Raw genomic sequence first — 16,842 nt, 5'->3', positions numbered from 1 at the left:
TGAGAAATATGGTTTGAAAATCGCAGCAAGGACCATCACCGAGCAAGCTCGGCAGCTAATTCTTGATTTGGCCCCTAGTGAGCGGTTATCCTGTAGGGGTCGCTTATTCGCCTTCTCTTCAAGCTCTGAGATTCTCATGCGCTCGTTTCATCTCTTCTCCGTTCTCTGCTGCCTGCTCTTGTTTGCCTCCTCGTCCCACGCTCGCACGTGGAGCGACAAGAGTGGCAAACACAAGATCGAGGCGGAGTTTGTCGAGGCGACTGGCGGAAACGCGAAACTCAAGAAGCCCGACGGTAAAGTCATTACCATACCTCTGGCGAAACTCAGCAAGGACGATCAGCGGCATATTCGCGACATCGTGAAGGGACAGGCTAGTGGAAGCTCTGGCGGCGGGACAAACTCCAGTGATAAAGGCCGCGGCAATGGCAGCACGTTTAACTACAGCGAGCGAACGCGCGATGGCAATACAATCATCGAGCGCAGCTTTTCCCACAGCACAGGCAACGCAGCGAAAGCGGACAAACCCAAACGTCGCACCTGGACCGATGCCACGGGCAAGCACAATATCGAGGCGACGTTCATGGAGTTGGTCGACGACAAGGTGCGTTTGCGTCGCGAAGATGGCAAGGTGCTATTGTTGCCCCTCAATAAGCTGAGTGAGAAAGATCAGGAGGCAGCCAAACGTCTGGCCAGTGGTATTGCGCCCAACAGTTCCGACCCAAACGATCCGTTCGGCGATGCGTCGATCGATAGCACCTATGGAAGCGGCGCCCCCAAGCGCGAGGAGGGGGTTTACCTACCCGGCGACATCGTCGAGGCGACCTCCTTCGGCGAGATCAAACGGGGCACCGTCACAGGAGTGGATGATCGTTTGCTGACGATACTATTCGATGGCGAATCGGACACAGATCGAGTATTCATTCGCAGTGGAAAGATCCGGATGATCAAGGCAAACCCCAACGCGGTCGCCCGGGGTGCCAGCGGGAACGCACTCTCAGGCGCCGACTATTCAGGTGTTGAGCAAGTCATGCTCGGCACACACTCACCGGGAGCGTTCACTCCTGATCCTTTGGTAGCCACCAAGACACGATTGCGTGCGCTTCGCGTAGGCCCGAAGCGGGGCTTCTTTGAAGACCTGGAGAGTTTCGCCATTTCACCCAACGGCAGGTTTGCTCTGCTGGCCCACTCGGGTGGTGCGGATCCCAGCTCGGAGGAGTCACGCCTGGAACTATGCGATCTCACGACGGGCAAAGTACGGCAAATTGATGACGTACCCAAGGGCCTGAAGTCGGCAGCGATATCGCCGTCCGGGCTCCGCATTGCTGCCACCAGTGGCAAAGCCCATCACGATAGCGAGACTTTGGACATCTACAACGTCGGCCCCAACGGACTGCAACATTCCCTGAGTTGGAAACCCTTTAAGGACGCGTTCTTCAAAGATGTCAAAGGGCTCACATGGCTTGGCGACTCCCGGCTCGCAACCGTCGGCATGAAGAATATCACTATCTGGGACGTTGAAACGGCACAGGCCATCTACACGTTGGAGCTCAACGGCCTGAGTTGCGGGGTGGTGAGCCCCGGGATGAAGCAATTGGCGCTGGCCGATTCCAAAGCAATCAATGTCCTGGATGCCGCCACGGGCGAACCCTTGCAGCAGGTCGCCCTCCCACAGGGCCGCAGGCACCAAGCCATCGCCTTCGATCCGTCCGGCAAGCTGCTCGCAGGCACCGACGGCAGCCAAGTCGATCTCATCAACCTAGAGACAGGCGAGTTGTTCGATACGCTCTACCTGCCTAGCAGCGGAAGCACGATCTCGTGGGCCGACTCTGAACACCTGCTGGTGGGCGGATCGAGCTTGGTGCATGTGCCCAGCCAAATGGTCATCTGGAATTACAAACACAACGCAAACAAGACTACCAGTGCCGCGGGCATCAATTGGTACTTGCTCGATTCAGGGGGTGCGCGCGTGCTGCTGCCGCTGCGTTTGCCACATGCCGGGGTGAAGAGCATTTCCGACTCAGAAGTGGTCCTTCGCTCGGGCGACGCGATCGCACTGGAATTCGAGCTCATGAGCAATCTCGCACGCGGCGGCAAGAGCATTCTCGACGAAGCGAAGAAAAGTCTCACCACGCATTTGGAAGCTGCCGGCTACGTGATCGCAGAGAACGCGCCAGCAGTACTCGTCGTTCGCGCGGAGACGGGCGAGCAGCGCGAGATGCAGTACCAGGAGTTCGGCTTTCGTCGGGGCGCGCCAGATAAAGTGTCTGTGCCGGAGCGGATCTACACGCTGGAATTACAAATCGACGGCAAGACCGTCTGGACACGCAAACGCACCCAAGGTCCCCCGCATATGCTGCACATGAATAAAGGGGAAAGCACCCAACAAGCCGTAGCCCGGGCCATGGAACCCTCAGCCGGGTACTTCGGCACCGGCATCCCCAGTCGCATCCTCCCGGCGGAGAAGATGGAGCAGCGGCAATCGGAGATTACTTCGAGCGGGATCCGGTAATGGGTAAGTGAGTCGGCACGTCGTCAATTCAGCAAGCGTGGCGAATAAGTTACCCCGAAGCGGTACTCAGCTTCAAACCTTCCTCGGGACCCAAACATCTTCTCTCCGGGGAGCATTCCCCCTGCGTATTGGTCGCAAATCCCACAGAATTCTCGCAATATCTCGATTCTTGCGGCGAATTACTCGCAAGCAACGGGCGAATTCTGGGGTAGAATTTGCCTTGGACGTTGTTCACTGGAGTGTCTTTCCTAATTCCGCTCGGCCTTTGAGGATTGCCTACCATGCTTGATACCATCTTTCTGATCACTGCTCTTGTGGGCGGAACTGTCATGCTTTGCCAGTTTGCGCTGACTGTGATGGGTTTGGCGGGGGACGAAGTGGATGGGGCGGGCGACTTCTCTGCCGACGCAGACTTCGATGGTGATGTCAGCGGCGACATTGGCGGTGCAGACGGCGGTGATGTTGCCTCTGGAGACGGCGTAGAGGGCGACCACCAAAGTCACTGGTCTGAGGCCGACGATCCGGATGTCTCGCATCCTGATAGCTCGGGCATGTTTAAGATCGTATCGTTCCGGACGATGGTCGCTGCAATCGCTTTTTTCGGCATGACCGGCGCCGCGGCGCGTTCGGCTGAGATTGGCAACGCACCTTCCGTTCTCATCGCACTGGCGGGCGGTTTTGCCGCCATGTATGGCACTTATTACCTGATGCAGTCGATCACGAAGCTCGATAGCTCAGGCAACGAGGACATCACCAACGCCATAGGCCAAGCGGCCACGGTTTATGTGCCAATTCCGGCCGCCCAGGGCGGTATGGGTAAGGTACAGTTATCCATGCAAAACCGGATTGTGGAGTTCAAGGCAGTTACCGCCGAAGACGACCCACTGAAAACCGGCGAAGCGGTCGTAGTGGTTGCCGTCACGAGTGGCGACACTCTGGAAGTTCGCCGTGCTGAGAGCATGGCTGCTGTTTGACTTGGATGTCACTTCGAGACGACAAGTAGGGTCCGCTGTGCGGACCAATACTCTACCAATAATGGTCCGCACAGCGGACCCTACAGATCACTCTTACTTGGAGAGATTGCACAATGAACCTCCCTATCCAAATGAATTCGCTACTGCTAGCCGACTTTTTCGGAATTCCCACGCCTGTTCTCGTCGTTGGAATTATTGTCGCCACGGCAATCCTGCTGCTTTCGTTCGTAATCTTGCTCGTCAAGAACTACAAACGTTGCTCCAGCAACCAAGTGCTAGTGATCTTCGGTAAGACGACCAAAGGGCAGGCTGCAAAGACTGTCCACGGTGGTGCCGCATTTATCTGGCCGTTGATCCAGGACTATCGCTACCTGAGCTTGGAACCGATTCAGATCGAAATTCCGCTGCGGGGTGCTCTGTCGATTGAGAACATTCGTGTGAATGTGCCCAGTGTGTTTACTGTTGCAATTGGCACGCAGCCGGACGTAATGACCAACGCAGCTATTCGATTGCTGGATCTATCCACTCAGGAGATTCGTCAGCAGGCTGAGGAAATCATCTTCGGTCAATTGCGACAAGTGGTCGCTTCGATGGGCATTGAGGATATCAACCGCGACCGCGACGCGTTCCTGCAGCACATTCAAAGCTCGGTGGAAGTGGAGCTCACGAAGATTGGCCTGGTGCTGATCAACGTGAACATCACGGATATTACCGACGAGAGCGGCTACATCGACGCCATCGGGCAGAAGGCTGCCTCGCAAGCGATTCAGCAGGCCCGCGGTGATGTGGCCGACCAAGAGCGGATGGGTGAAATTCGCGTTGCGGAAGCCGAACGTGAGCGCGTCGTTGAAGTGGCCAATGCCACCAGAACTCGAGAAATCGGCACACGACTAGCTTCCCGAGAGCAAGCGGTTCGAATCGCGGAGCTCGAAAAGGAACAAATCGTTGGTGAGCAACAGGCCGCCTTCCAGCGTGAAATGCAGGTCAAAGAGGCCGAGCAGGCGATGCGTATTTCTGTAGCCGATGCCAATGCGAAAGCGGTCGACGGCGAAAACATAGCCGAAGCCAGAATTGCCGCTTCGCAAGCCACCCTACTTGTCGAGCGTGCCGAAGCCTACGAGAAGGGTGAAGCTCGTAAACGTGAAGCGGAAGCGTCGGTTATCGAAATCCAAAACCGTGCGATGGCCAAGGCCGCTTTGGCGGACGCAGAGCGTATCGAAGCGGAGCAACGTGCGAAGGTGGAAGCACCGGCGAAGGCTTTAAGAGCTAAAATTCTTGTCGATGCGGAAGCCGAAGCCGGTAAACGCCAATTAGAGGCAGAGGGCCAAGCGAAGGCAATCTACGCTAAGCTGGAAGCGGAAGCCCGCGGCCAGTACGAAATCCTCGCTAAGAAGGGCGAAGGCCTCAAGCAAATCGTCGAAGCGTGTGGTGGTGCCAAGGAAGCGTTCCAGTTGATGATGCTCGAGCATCTCGACAGCTTGGCTGAGAGCAGCGCGAAGGCAATCAGCAATATCAAGTTCGATAAGGTGGTCGTGTGGGAAAATGGCGGCAAGGACGGCCGCAGCAATACCGGCGACTTCCTGAACAAAATGGCCGGCACGTTGCCCCCAATGATGCAAGTCATGAAAGACATCGGCGGGATCGAGATTCCTGAAAGTCTCGCCAAGCTGGCCGGCGAAGAGTCGCCCGCTACCAGCGATCGCGTGCTAAAAGCGGACAGCAATGGATCGCCCGCTTCGGAAGTACCGGGGAGCGAGAACCCTGTGCAAGAAGTCTAGTCGGTTCCCCACAATGTCATTCCGATAGGAGTCGAACGACTGAGGAATCCGGCTTGGGCTTCGGCAAAACCTAATTCAAGCCGGATTCCTCCGCCGCGGAGACGGCTGTCGGAATGACATGTTTGTGGGCTCTTCTCTTGTTGCCCACTGCACTGCTGCGACGTCGTTCGGCTATAATGAAGGGGCAGTATCCGACACACATTCGCAACATCAAGGACACCCTCCCATGCCCGTCGCCATGGAACTTGCTCGCATTATCATTAGCGAGATCAACCCCGAGCAAGTCATCTACCTTCGCGAGATCGACGGCGAGCGGACATTCCCGATCCTGATCGGCGTGTTCGAAGCTACGAGCATCGATCGCCGCGTAAAGCAAGTAGAAAGCGCTCGCCCGCTAACACACGACCTGCTAGTCGGCACGGTCGAAGCGATGGGCGGCGAGTTTCAAGATGTCGTAATCAGCGAACTGAAAGAGCACACTTACTACGCAGTGTTGCGCATCCGTCACGAAGGGGAGCTCATGGAGATCGATGCCCGCCCCAGCGATGCCATAGCCGTGGCCGTGACGTGCGATCCGCCGTTGCCGATCTATGTGAGCGAAGATGTGCTCCACGATGTGATTGGAGAGTGATATGAGAAGGTGGAGAGGCAAGAGGGGAAAGGCAAGTTTTGAGTGACTAATTATTTTCCGCGGAGCTACGCCTCCAACGGAAGTTCCTAACGAAATTAACCAGACGAGAGATCAATGGGCGTTTTCACTGTGCCGATCAAGTTGAAAAACTGGCAGAATCGCTACTTGCCTAAAGAAAAACAAGGCAAAGATGTTGAGTGTGATGCCCTCGTTGATTCCGGTGCAATTGATTTGTGCCTTCCCGTTGAGATCGTCGAGCAGCTCAAGTTAGAGCAATTGGACACTGTCGATGTAGTGACCGCCGATGGAGCGGAACACCACTTGAGATACGTTGGCATGGTTGAGGTAGAGGTCAAGGGTCGCACGTCTCGCGTTCAGGCAATCGAACTTCCACGTGGGTCACAACCACTTCTCGGAGCGGTACCTCTTGAGCACATGGATTGGCACATCTCGCCCAACGAACAAAAATTATTGCCGAATCCGAAATCGCCCGATAAGCCGCTGTTGCCGTTGGTGGGTTTGCGGCATCCGAGGCGATGAGGCTGATTAGGCACTTCTACCCGGCTGCTTAAGACTGTCGCCTCAGGCATGTTACTAACGGCTGACCACCTAGCAGATCACATCGGCAAACGCCGCTTCGAGCGCCTTGAGTCCCGCTTCGCCCTTGGCCGCATTGACTACTACGTTGACGCGCACTTCGCTGGTGTTGATCATCTCGACATTGATACCGGCGTCGTCGAGCGCCTTGAACATTCGCACGCCCACGCCCACGTGTGTGCGAACTCCAATGCCGAAGACACTGAGAATGGCGATCTCTTTTTCGCTACCGACCGGGCCGCAACCGTGCTGCTTGGCAGTTGCTGAAGCAACCTCGACCGCTTTCTGGACCGACTCGCTGGGAACCGTAAAGCTGATGTTCGCCAACCCGTCGCGGCCGGTGCCTTGTACGATCATGTCCACCAGCAACGACTCCGCGGCAATGGCTTCGAATACCCTAGCAGCGATGCCCGGGGCGTCGGGCACACGAGTGATGGTGACGCGGCCCTGGGTAGCATCGAGCTGCACGTCCTCGATCGTAAGATCTTCCATGCGACGAAGGCGCGATACGATATCAACAGCATCAGCCTTTTCCGATGGCTCAACCGTGTTCCCATTGGCCGAAGAGGGTTCGGGAGCCTTATCGAGCTGGAATTCACTATGCACCGCACGAAGGGCGTCGAGCCCCTGAGTGCGTTCGACCAATGCTGAAATCTTTATTTGGCTGGTGGTGATCGCCTTAATATTAATTTCTGCATCGGCCAGCGCCCGAAACATGCGATCGGCCACGCCCGTTTGTGTGGCCATTCCCAATCCTACGACGGACACCTTCGATAGATTGGCTTCGTGAGAAACTTCAGCACCGGGAAACGCTTCCGCAAACTCTTTCGCCGCTTTCAAGGTTGCCGGGAGTTCTCCCTCAAGAACCGTAAAGGCGATGTCCGCGCGACCGTCGGTCCCTACGTCTTGAACGACCATATCGATCGCAATGCTTTCCTCAGCAATAGCGGCGATCAGCTGGTGCATCGCACCAGGGCGATCTGGAACGCCAGTCACGGTAATGCGAGCTTCGTCCTTGGTGAGAGCAGCACCGCTGACGGCGCGATCGGCATTCTCAGGGAGCGGACCTATGACTGTGCCCGGCTCGTCGCTAAAGCTGCCGCTATTGCGCACGTGGATCGGTACGGAGAATTTCTTGCCAAACTCAATGGAACGGCTATGCATGACACCGGCACCGAGACTGGCCATTTCCAACATTTCATCGTGGCTCACGCGTCCCATTTTTCGCGCCTGGGCTACCACGCGGGGGTCGGTTGTGAATACGCCATCGACATCAGTGTAAATTTCGCAGGCTTCCGCACCCAATACGGCGGCCAACGCGACAGCCGTGGTATCGCTGCCGCCACGACCGAGGGTAGTAATGTTCAGATCGTCGTCGATTCCCTGGAATCCCGCAGCAATGACAATTTTGCCCGCATCAAGGTGCTTCTGCATGCGCTCAGTCGAGATCGATTGGATGCGTGCCCGGGTGTGCGAGCTGTCAGTCTTAATGCCGATCTGCCCACCGGTGAGGCTCACCGCTTCGCTGCCCAGCTCATGAATAGCCATCGCCATGAGCGCAACACTCACTTGCTCGCCCGTGGAGAGGAGCATGTCCATCTCCCGCGCGGCGGGCCTATCGGTGATCTGTCCAGCAAGATCTACCAGCATATCGGTATTCTTGCCCATGGCGCTCACCACCATGACCACCTGGTGGCCCTGCTGCTGAGCACGCACCGCTTTGCGGGCCGCTTCGACAATTTTTTCGCTCGTGGCAACGCTCGTGCCACCGAATTTTTGAACAATGATGGGCATCTATTCACTTCTCTTTTGAACCGCCAAGGACGCTAAGAGCGCCAAGGCACGGGTGCAATCTCTTCAGAAAACCGTAGGGGTACTCGTTGAATTTAACTTCTCACCTCGATGACAAAACTGAATTTCTTTGCGTTCTTGGCGGTTCAATCCTTCCCGATAAACCGCTCCATAGCACGCCACCCCTCGTCGAAGGCCAATCCAGAGTTGGCCGCATTCGTATCGCCGTAAGAATCGAACTTGTCCGGCTGGATTCCTGTACCGGCCAGCGCGACAGGCACGTTGCCGTGGGTGTGGGTTTTGGTATTGAGAAACGTTGGGTGATCGGGCGAGATCATCACGCGCCAGTCGCCACCTGATTTCAGCTTCTCGACCAAGGGCCCGACGACGTGGGTATCGATCTCTTGGATAGCTTTGACCTTTTCCTCGCAATTGCCTTCGTGCGAGGCTTCGTCGGGAGCTTCGACGTGGACGCAAACAAGATCGTATTCGTCGAGAGCGTCAATCGCGTACTTCCCCTTCGCGGCATAGTCCGTGTCAAGATAACCAGTAGCGCCCGGCACATCGAGATTCTGCCAGTCGATGAGATTTGCCAGCCCACGCAACAAGTCAACGGCGGTGATCATCGCTCCACGCGGGCCGTAAGCCTCTGCGAAGGGTTGCAACTTGGGAGCAAGACCTATGCCCCACAGCCACACGTTGGTTGCGGGAAGCTGACCAGCAGCCACTCGTGCAGCATTGGCGGGATGGTTCTCGAAGACCTTACTCGAGGCTTCCATGAGTTCCACGAGTACGTCGCTGCCAGGGCCGCGGGGAAAGTCGTTCATGACGGACTTGTCGGTCAAGTCATGCGGCGGCGTGTGCTGCATGTCCATCGTGAACGGCGGGGCAAGCTTCTCCCCACGCCAAATGAGTAAATTTCGATAACTCACGCCGGGGATAAACTCCAGAGCGCCCGCATACTTATCGTCGGCGGCAACGACTTCTTGCAAGCTGGCCAATAACGCCGTGGCCGCATCGGTATCAATGTGATCGGCGGTGAAGTCACGCATCCTCTGATCTTCGACGGTGACCAAGTTGCAACGCACTGCCCAATCATTCGGGCCTAGCTCGATCCCCTGGGCAGCCGCCTCAATGGGCGCGCGGCCTGTGAAGTTCTTCAGCGGGTCGTAGCCCAACAGGCTCATGTTGCCCACTTCCGAGCCAGCGGGGAGCGAATGCGGCGTGTGACACGCACGAGCGATAACGCCTTCTGCGACCAACGCGTCCATAGCCGGCGTTTTGGCAGCTTCCAAGGGAGTTCTGCCATTGAGCGACTCTTGCGGCTCGTCAGCAGCACCGTCGGGGATGATGATTACGTATTTCATATCTTTAGCTTTCGAGACAAAACATTATCAACCACAAAGAACACGAAGGGCACAAAGAGCTCACAGGCAAATTTCACCGAACGCAGTAGGGTTACGTCAGGTCAGGCATCGATAGGGTCGAGCATCGCTTCATGATCATTGGAATTTTCTTAGTCCCTACACATGCATACAACCCGCTATTTCTTCGTGTCCTTTGTGCTCTTTGTGGTTCAATCTAGGGAAAACTACGTTAATCACGCACCCACATACGCACGGTTGGACCTTGACTAGCCTTCAGCTTGTTGATCTCTTCACATGCCTTTGCGGCAGCACCTTCTGTGGTTTCGTGGGTCATGATCACTAAAGGAATGACATCCTCGCCGGGTAGGGGTTCGTGCTGCAACACGGAGGCGATGGAAATATCCTCTGCCCCTAGGGCCGATGTGACTTGCGAGAGTACGCCCGGGTGATCTTCCACCGTAGCTCGCAAGTAGAACCTGCCGCGGGCGTTGGCGTAATCGCTAGAGGCGACCCTTGCTTGGCGGTCGGACCAGAGTTCAAGCGTCTTGAAGGTGAGCTCCGTGCGCCCCACAGCCGTGTCGATGAGGTCGGCCACCACGGCTGATGCGGTGGGCATCTGGCCTGCGCCGGGGCCATAGAACATCACGCGGCCGACGGCATCGCCATCGACTCGCACGGCGTTCATCGGCCCGCCGACTTCAGCCAGCGGGCTGCCGGCGCGTACAAGCGTGGGCGACACATGCAATTCCAAGCCGGCGTCCACGAGGTCGGCCACGGCGAGCAGCTTGATTTTATAGCCCATCTCTTCGGCGTAGCGCACATCGGCAAGGTCAAGCGTGTCAATTCCTGTGCGTGGGATATCCTTCCAATGCACGCGGGCGCCGAACGCCAAATGTGCCAGGATTGCCAGCTTTTGCGCTGCGTCCGATCCATCCACATCCATCGCAGGATCGGCCTCGGCATAGCCGAGTCGTTGGGCTTCAGGGAGAACTTCCTCGTAGCTGGCACCGTCCTCGTGCATCTTGCTGAGAATAAAATTGCTTGTGCCGTTGAGGATGCCGTGCAAGGAAGTGATTTGATTTGCCGAAAGGCATTGGCTCACGTTGGCGATGATGGGGATGCCGCCGGCAACCGACGCCTCGAACGCGATGGAGCGGCCCAATTCGCGTGCGCGGTCGAACAACTCAGCACCGTGCTCGGCGAGTAGCGCCTTATTCGCCGTGACAATGTCCTTACCGCTCTCGAGCAGCTTGAGCATGATCGTACGGGCTGGCTCCAAGCCGCCAATCAGCTGCGCAACGACCTTAATTTCTGGATCGGCGATGACTGCTTCGATATCGTCTGTCAGGGTGACCGACTCGGGCAGCTCACAATCGCGAGGTTTCGCTAGATCGCGCACCACGGCCTTTTCAAGCCAGAGAATCCGGCCCGCGTGGCGGGCAGTACGGTCGCCGTGATCGAGCAGGAGCCTTGCTACGCCGCTTCCGACGGTGCCGAGTCCAATGATGGCGACTTTGGTTTTTTCCATAGTGAGTCTGGGTATCTGCGGGCGATGCGGCTGAGTGGTAAGGACGACTGCCGCGCCACGATGGACTTTCCCGAGCAACGGCGAACCTACCATCGTAATTAGCCAGGAGTCGGAACGTCAACGCCCACGGTGGTTTGCGCTGCGAACTGAGGGCGATAGAATCGTGTCAAAGCTGCGTATCGCGGGCGGGACGCCTGCGGCTAACGCTTGATACTCCCCCCTTTCCACTTTCGCCTCTCAATCTCTCCAATATGCCACGCTACAACCCTGCAGAAATCGAGCCTCGCTGGCAACGCTATTGGGAGGAAAACGCGACATTTGCTCAGCAAGTGACCGCCAAGCCGGAAGGAGAGAAGCTCTACGCGTTGGACATGTTCCCCTATCCCAGCGGCGATGGGCTGCACGTGGGGCATCCTGAGGGCTATACGGCGACCGATATCGTCTGCCGAGCCGCGCGTATGCAGGGCAAAGCGGTGGTGCATCCGATGGGGTTCGACGCTTTCGGGCTGCCCGCTGAAGAGCATGCCATCAAGACCGGTGAGCATCCCCGGGTGCAGACCGAGCAGAATATCGATACGTTCCGCCGCCAGTTGAAGTCTTTGGGCTTCAGCTACGATTGGTCACGCGAGATCGCCACGACCGATGTGGACTACTTCCGCTGGACTCAGTGGATTTTCTTGCAAATCTTCGACACGTGGTTCGATCACGAGCAACAACGGGGCCGTCCTATTGCTGAGTTGGTGATTCCCGACGACGTGAAGGAACTAGGCGAAGACTTTGCGCGGCAATGGGTCGACGAACAACGCCTAGCTTACCAAAGCGACGCCCCGGTGAACTGGTGCCCTGCCCTGGGGACAGTGCTCGCCAATGAAGAAGTGATCGATGGCAAAAGTGAGCGCGGCGGGCATCCGGTGGAACGCCGCGCATTGCGTCAGTGGATGATGCGAATCACTGCCTATGGCGATCGTTTGGAGAACGACCTGGAAGACCTTGATTGGTCCCACGGCGTGAAGGCGCTCCAACGCAATTGGATTGGGCGTAGTACCGGTGCGGAAGTCGACTTCAAGATTGAGGGGCGAGAAGCGAGAGAAGCGGGAGCATTTCCAACGAAGCCTGGCCCTGACTTCATTCGTGTCTATACGACGCGACCCGATACACTCTACGGTGCGACTTACATGGTCATCGCGCCAGAGCATTCATTGGTCGAGGAACTCACGAAGCCTGAGAACGCCGAGGCAGTCACAGCCTACATTCAACAGGCGGGGATGAAGAGCGACCTCGACCGCACGGAGTTGGCCAAGGAAAAAACTGGCGTGTTCACCGGCAGCTACGCGCTGAATCCGGTCAATGGCGAGAAAGTGCCTATCTGGATTGCCGATTATGTGCTCGCCACGTACGGCACCGGGGCCATTATGGCCGTGCCGGCTCACGATGAGCGGGACTTTGAGTTCGCTCAGCAGTTCAATATCCCCATCAAGGCGGTCGTGAAACCGGCAGACGATGTTCCGGCCGAGGAAGCGGCGAAGATTCTCGCTGGCGAGCAAGTGTACGTGGCAGAAGGTGTCGCAATCAACTCGGGCGAATTCGACGGTCTCGAAACCGCCCAGTTCAAGGAAAAGATCACCGAGTCCCTAGCCGCTCGCGGCTTAGCAAAACAAGCCGTGAACTACAAACTCCGTGACTGGTTATTCAGTCGGCAAAGGTTCTGGGGAGAGCCATTCCCGATCTTGCACGAGCTTGACGACGCAGGAGACAAAACCGGCCACGTGATCAGTGTGCCTGAAGACCAATTGCCGGTAGACCTTCCGCACCTGGAAGACTTCAAGCCGCACGGTCGTGCGGAGCCGCCACTGGACAAAGCGCCTGACGAGTGGCTCTATCAAGAGATCGACGGCAAGCGTTACAAGCGCGAGACCAACACCATGCCCCAGTGGGCGGGTAGCTGCTGGTACTACTTGCGTTTCCTCGATCCCAAGAACGACCAAGCGCCGATCGATCCAGAAATCGAAAAAGCGTGGATGCCGGTTGATCTGTACATCGGCGGCGCAGAGCATGCCGTATTGCATTTGCTCTACGCACGTTTCTGGCACAAGGTACTCTACGATCGAGGAGTCGTAAGCACGCCCGAGCCGTTTCAGAAGTTGGTGAATCAGGGCATGATTCTCGGCGAGAATAACGAGAAGATGTCAAAAAGCCGCGGCAACGTCGTGAACCCTGACGATGTCGTGAGCGAATACGGCGCGGATTCGCTTAGGCTTTACGAAATGTTCATGGGCCCGCTCACCGATAGCAAGCCGTGGAACATGGAAGGCGTGAACGGTGTGTTCAACTTCCTAGGCCGGGCATGGCGGATGATTGTGGACGAGCGGGCTGAAGAGTTGCAACTCAGTGAGCAACTCACTGACGCAGAACCCACTGAAGAGCAGCTCAAGACCCTCCACAAGACCATCAAAGCCGTGAGCGAGGACATCACGAAGCTTTCGTTTAATACGGCGATCGCGCGGATGATGGAATTTGTGAACTTCTTCACGAAAGAAAAGACTCGACCACGGGCGTGCATCGAGCCGTTCGTACTGTTGCTCTCGCCATACGCGCCGCACCTATGTGAGGAATTGTGGTATTTGCTTGGCCACAAGGAAACGCTCGCCTATGAGCCTTGGCCACAGCATGACGAAAGCGTTTTGGTGGAGTCCACGGTGGAAATCCCCGTGCAGATTGGCGGCAAAGTCCGCGCAAAGATCAAGGTCGCCGCCGACGCCGATCGAGAAACCATTGAGGCCGCTGCCATGGCCGAACCCAAGGTGCAGGAATTCATCGCTGGAAAAAATATTGTGAAAACGGTGGTAGTACCGGGCCGGATGGTTAATATTGTGATCAAGAGCTAAGTACCTCACTCTTTTCTGCTATCGAATCAAGGAACTCTGGATATGCGTAACGTGGTCGCTGTGGTACTTGGCGGTGGGCAAGGCTCGCGACTGCGGCCGCTCACCGAGTTCCGTTCGAAACCTGCTGTGCCGCTGGCGGGTAAGTACCGATTGATCGACATACCGCTTTCCAATTGCATCAACAGCGGTCTGAACCGCGTGTATGTGCTAACGCAGTTCCTATCCGTGAGCTTGCATCGGCACATTCGCCGAACGTATCAGTTCGACAACTTCAGCGGTGGCTTTATCGATACGCTAGCTGCCCAACAGACCATGACCGAAGGAACCGACTGGTTCCAAGGCACCGCCGACGCAGTACGCAAGAACATGCGCTATCTGACACAGCCCGGCATCGAGCATGTGTTGATCCTCTCGGGCGATCAACTGTATCGGATGGACTTTGCCAAGATGCTGCAAACTCACAAAGACTCAGGCGCCGACGTGACCATCGCAGCGAAGCCGGTTCACGATCACGAAGCACAAGGCCTGGGTGTTATGAAAGTCGATGGGACGGGCCAAGTTACCGGTTTCGTGGAAAAGCCCCAGACGCCCGAAGAGATCGACCAAGTCCGCATGGATTCCGGCTGGATCGAGCAGCAAGGCATCCAAAGCCACGGTCGCGATTGCCTAGCCAGCATGGGCATCTACCTATTCAACCGCGATACGCTTATTCAAGCACTTGAGGAGACCGACCATACAGACTTTGGCAAAGAGGTCTTCCCTACTGCCATTGGTAAGCGAAAGGTCCAATTACACCCCTTCGATGGTTACTGGGAAGACATCGGCACCATCCGCTCCTTTTACGAAGCGAATCTCCAACTTTGTCATAAGGATCCGCCTTTCGACCTGACTAGCGCGCTGGCCCCTATCTATACGCGAGCTCGCTTCTTACCCCCAACACGTGTCGACGGTGCGTCAATCAGCAACAGTCTTATTGCAGATGGTTGCGTCATCGAGCCTGGCGCGAAGATTGAGAATAGCGTCATCGGCTTGCGTTGCCGGATTGGTCGCGATGTGGTCATTCGTAATTCCATCCTCATGGGTGCTGACTTGTACGAAACGCCTGAGCGATTGGCAGACAACAACGCCAACAACCTACCGCCGATTGGTATTGGCGATGGGGCGGTTATCGACAACGCCATTATCGACAAAAACTGTCGCATTGGGCGTGGTGCTCACCTGGTGAATCACAAGAATATCGACGAAGGTGAGGCAGACAAGCACTGTGCAATCCGCGACGGCATTCTGGTCGCCTACAAGGATGCGTCCTTCGAGGAAGGCTGGAGAGCCTAGGGCGGGTGTGGCGCGGGGTTTCCAAGTAGAATGGCATTTCATGCCATTACGACCAAGCGCCAGCGACCGAGAAACCCAGTTGAAACCCTGGGTTGATTGCCAATCTAGATTTGTTGGCTCGGAATGACACCCGAGTGGACTTGGCCGTTCTGCTGATGTGACCTCCACGACGGCTTGTCAGGAACGCTCAACCGGCGATACTAGAGTTTAGGCTTAACGTTTAAGATTCCGCCTTCGATATTTCCTTGCAACACCCCACTGCCATGAACTTTATCCGCCTCTCGCTGCTGGCATTTCTCTTTCCGATGGCTATTGCCTTATTCACGCCTACCGTGAGAGCCCAGGAAGATGATATTTATCTAAAAGTGGCTAGCCCCGAACCGCCACCTAAGGAAGTCCGGCGATATAAGAAGCATCCGTTGAAGTACTCGGACGGTTCTGTCCACTCGGAAAGCGACATCATAAAAATGTCCAATGACGAGCTCATCAACGATGGAAACTACACGGAATACTACCGCAACGGGAACAAGTTCTCTGAGGGTACTTTCTCGATGGGCATCCATAGCGGCAAGTGGACCTTTTGGCATGAGAATGGCGAGCTTTGCAAAAAAGTGGCGTTCAAGAAAGGCCAGCCAAATGGCAGCTGGGATGTTTTTGGCGAAGAGGGCAACCTCACGGCCAGAAAGTCGTATAAGAACGGCCTACGAGATGGTAAGTGGGCATATTACTTTCCTGGTGGAAAGCAACTGCGACTTGAGTTCGAAGTGAAAGAGGGCCAACCCTCTGGGCGGCGGGTTTCCTACTACAAGAATGGCCAAATGCGGCAAGAAAGCATCTACGTTGACGGAGAACTCAACGGCACAACCACCGAGTGGGATGAGTCGGGTCGTAAGCTGGTGGAAATTCAATTTAAGGATGGAAAACGCGACGGAACTATGACTTACTGGAATGAAAGTGGCGAGCCCACTACGCGCCAGTACGCAGCGGGCAAGCTCACACAGTAACGCTCCAGTAGTAACGCCGCAGCCCTTCACTATTGAACGCTTCAAAGACTCACTATGAAAAATTCCGACTCACTTCCGCTGGTTCACTCGGTCTATTTCACGCTTAAGGACTCTTCTGCTGAGAGTTGCGAAAAGTTTCGTGCCGCATGCAGAAAGTACCTTGCCGGCCATCCAGGCAGCGTGCATTTCAGCGCAGGCTATTTGGCGGATCAGTACGATCGACCCGTGAACGATCGCGAGTTTCATGTGGCGGTCGTCGGCGTGTTTGAGAATGCGGCTGCTCACGACGCCTATCAGGTTTCAGATCGCCACAATCAATTCCTGGCAGAGCAGGCTGAGAACTGGTCGCAGGTACGCGTTTTCGACGCTGTAGGCTAAGCATCTGCGGTGTCCTCATCTGGCTCAATCTGGGCCTTATAATCGCACCTATCCAGCCATGCGCTCAC

Annotated in this window: 12 protein-coding genes; 9 read left to right on the top strand and 3 right to left on the bottom strand. The window is 56.2% G+C overall.

Going from position 1 to position 16,842, the window contains the following annotated elements:
- Positions 1 to 136: 136 nt before the first annotated feature.
- The 5 genes from HG15A2_RS05130 to HG15A2_RS05110 all read left to right on the top strand — a co-directional run bounded on the left by HG15A2_RS05130 (position 137) and on the right by HG15A2_RS05110 (position 6,432).
- The gene (locus HG15A2_RS05130; protein WP_145058481.1) at positions 137 to 2,509 is read left to right on the top strand and encodes an SHD1 domain-containing protein; all 2,373 of its coding nucleotides are present in this window, start codon (positions 137 to 139) and stop codon (positions 2,507 to 2,509) included.
- 281 nt (positions 2,510 to 2,790) lie between these two features.
- Positions 2,791 to 3,483, top strand: a complete 693-nt coding sequence (locus HG15A2_RS05125; protein WP_145058479.1) for an NfeD family protein — start codon at positions 2,791 to 2,793, stop codon at positions 3,481 to 3,483.
- Positions 3,484 to 3,596: 113 nt separating this feature from the next.
- Positions 3,597 to 5,261, top strand: a complete 1,665-nt coding sequence (locus HG15A2_RS05120; protein ID WP_246117887.1) for a flotillin family protein — start codon at positions 3,597 to 3,599, stop codon at positions 5,259 to 5,261.
- A 226-nt stretch (positions 5,262 to 5,487) separates the two neighbouring features.
- Positions 5,488 to 5,892, top strand: coding sequence for a bifunctional nuclease family protein (locus HG15A2_RS05115; protein ID WP_145058477.1), 405 nt, complete (start codon positions 5,488 to 5,490; stop codon positions 5,890 to 5,892).
- 114 nt (positions 5,893 to 6,006) lie between these two features.
- Positions 6,007 to 6,432, top strand: a complete 426-nt coding sequence (locus HG15A2_RS05110) for a clan AA aspartic protease (protein WP_145058475.1) — start codon at positions 6,007 to 6,009, stop codon at positions 6,430 to 6,432.
- Positions 6,433 to 6,501: 69 nt separating this feature from the next.
- Here HG15A2_RS05110 and HG15A2_RS05105 read toward each other — a convergent pair whose 3' ends face one another.
- The 3 genes from HG15A2_RS05105 to HG15A2_RS05095 form a co-directional block, all read right to left on the bottom strand.
- On the bottom strand, positions 6,502 to 8,283 hold the full coding sequence (locus HG15A2_RS05105; RefSeq protein WP_145058473.1) for an aspartate kinase: 1,782 nt from the start codon (positions 8,281 to 8,283) through the stop codon (positions 6,502 to 6,504).
- A gap of 143 nt (positions 8,284 to 8,426) precedes the next feature.
- The gene (locus HG15A2_RS05100; RefSeq protein WP_145058471.1) at positions 8,427 to 9,647 is read right to left on the bottom strand and encodes a cofactor-independent phosphoglycerate mutase; all 1,221 of its coding nucleotides are present in this window, start codon (positions 9,645 to 9,647) and stop codon (positions 8,427 to 8,429) included.
- A gap of 229 nt (positions 9,648 to 9,876) precedes the next feature.
- Positions 9,877 to 11,175 (bottom strand): homoserine dehydrogenase, encoded by a 1,299-nt coding sequence (locus HG15A2_RS05095; RefSeq protein ID WP_145058469.1) that lies wholly within the window; start codon positions 11,173 to 11,175, stop codon positions 9,877 to 9,879.
- A 251-nt stretch (positions 11,176 to 11,426) separates the two neighbouring features.
- On the opposite strand from HG15A2_RS05095, the gene leuS reads away from it, so the two are divergent.
- The 4 genes from leuS to HG15A2_RS05075 all read left to right on the top strand — a co-directional run bounded on the left by leuS (position 11,427) and on the right by HG15A2_RS05075 (position 16,774).
- Positions 11,427 to 14,060 (top strand): leucine--tRNA ligase, encoded by a 2,634-nt coding sequence (gene leuS / locus HG15A2_RS05090; protein ID WP_145058467.1) that lies wholly within the window; start codon positions 11,427 to 11,429, stop codon positions 14,058 to 14,060.
- Positions 14,061 to 14,102: 42 nt separating this feature from the next.
- A complete protein-coding gene (locus HG15A2_RS05085) occupies positions 14,103 to 15,392 on the top strand; it encodes a glucose-1-phosphate adenylyltransferase (protein WP_145058465.1) in 1,290 nt (429 codons plus the stop codon).
- A 263-nt stretch (positions 15,393 to 15,655) separates the two neighbouring features.
- The gene (locus HG15A2_RS05080) at positions 15,656 to 16,396 is read left to right on the top strand and encodes a toxin-antitoxin system YwqK family antitoxin (RefSeq protein ID WP_145058462.1); all 741 of its coding nucleotides are present in this window, start codon (positions 15,656 to 15,658) and stop codon (positions 16,394 to 16,396) included.
- Positions 16,397 to 16,450: 54 nt separating this feature from the next.
- Positions 16,451 to 16,774: a Dabb family protein gene (locus tag HG15A2_RS05075; RefSeq protein ID WP_145058460.1), complete on the top strand. Its 324-nt coding sequence runs from the start codon at positions 16,451 to 16,453 to the stop codon at positions 16,772 to 16,774.
- Positions 16,775 to 16,842 lie beyond the last annotated feature (68 nt).

Source organism: Adhaeretor mobilis, assembly GCF_007741515.1.
Classification (GTDB): Bacteria; Planctomycetota; Planctomycetia; order Pirellulales; family Lacipirellulaceae; genus Adhaeretor; species Adhaeretor mobilis.
The sequence above is the reverse complement of the archived record's forward strand: the minus strand, read 5'-3'. Positions and strand labels throughout refer to the sequence as shown.

Excerpts from the sequence above, each read along its gene's own strand:
- HG15A2_RS05130 (WP_145058481.1), top strand. The coding sequence starts at position 137 with ATGCGCTCGTTTCATCTCTTCTCCGTTCTCTGCTGCCTGCTCTTGTTT.
- HG15A2_RS05125 (WP_145058479.1), top strand. The coding sequence starts at position 2,791 with ATGCTTGATACCATCTTTCTGATCACTGCTCTTGTGGGCGGAACTGTC.
- HG15A2_RS05120 (WP_246117887.1), top strand. The coding sequence starts at position 3,597 with ATGAACCTCCCTATCCAAATGAATTCGCTACTGCTAGCCGACTTTTTC.
- HG15A2_RS05115 (WP_145058477.1), top strand. The coding sequence starts at position 5,488 with ATGCCCGTCGCCATGGAACTTGCTCGCATTATCATTAGCGAGATCAAC.
- HG15A2_RS05110 (WP_145058475.1), top strand. The coding sequence starts at position 6,007 with ATGGGCGTTTTCACTGTGCCGATCAAGTTGAAAAACTGGCAGAATCGC.
- HG15A2_RS05105 (WP_145058473.1), bottom strand. The coding sequence starts at position 8,283 with ATGCCCATCATTGTTCAAAAATTCGGTGGCACGAGCGTTGCCACGAGC.
- HG15A2_RS05100 (WP_145058471.1), bottom strand. The coding sequence starts at position 9,647 with ATGAAATACGTAATCATCATCCCCGACGGTGCTGCTGACGAGCCGCAA.
- HG15A2_RS05095 (WP_145058469.1), bottom strand. The coding sequence starts at position 11,175 with ATGGAAAAAACCAAAGTCGCCATCATTGGACTCGGCACCGTCGGAAGC.
- leuS (WP_145058467.1), top strand. The coding sequence starts at position 11,427 with ATGCCACGCTACAACCCTGCAGAAATCGAGCCTCGCTGGCAACGCTAT.
- HG15A2_RS05085 (WP_145058465.1), top strand. The coding sequence starts at position 14,103 with ATGCGTAACGTGGTCGCTGTGGTACTTGGCGGTGGGCAAGGCTCGCGA.
- HG15A2_RS05080 (WP_145058462.1), top strand. The coding sequence starts at position 15,656 with ATGAACTTTATCCGCCTCTCGCTGCTGGCATTTCTCTTTCCGATGGCT.
- HG15A2_RS05075 (WP_145058460.1), top strand. The coding sequence starts at position 16,451 with ATGAAAAATTCCGACTCACTTCCGCTGGTTCACTCGGTCTATTTCACG.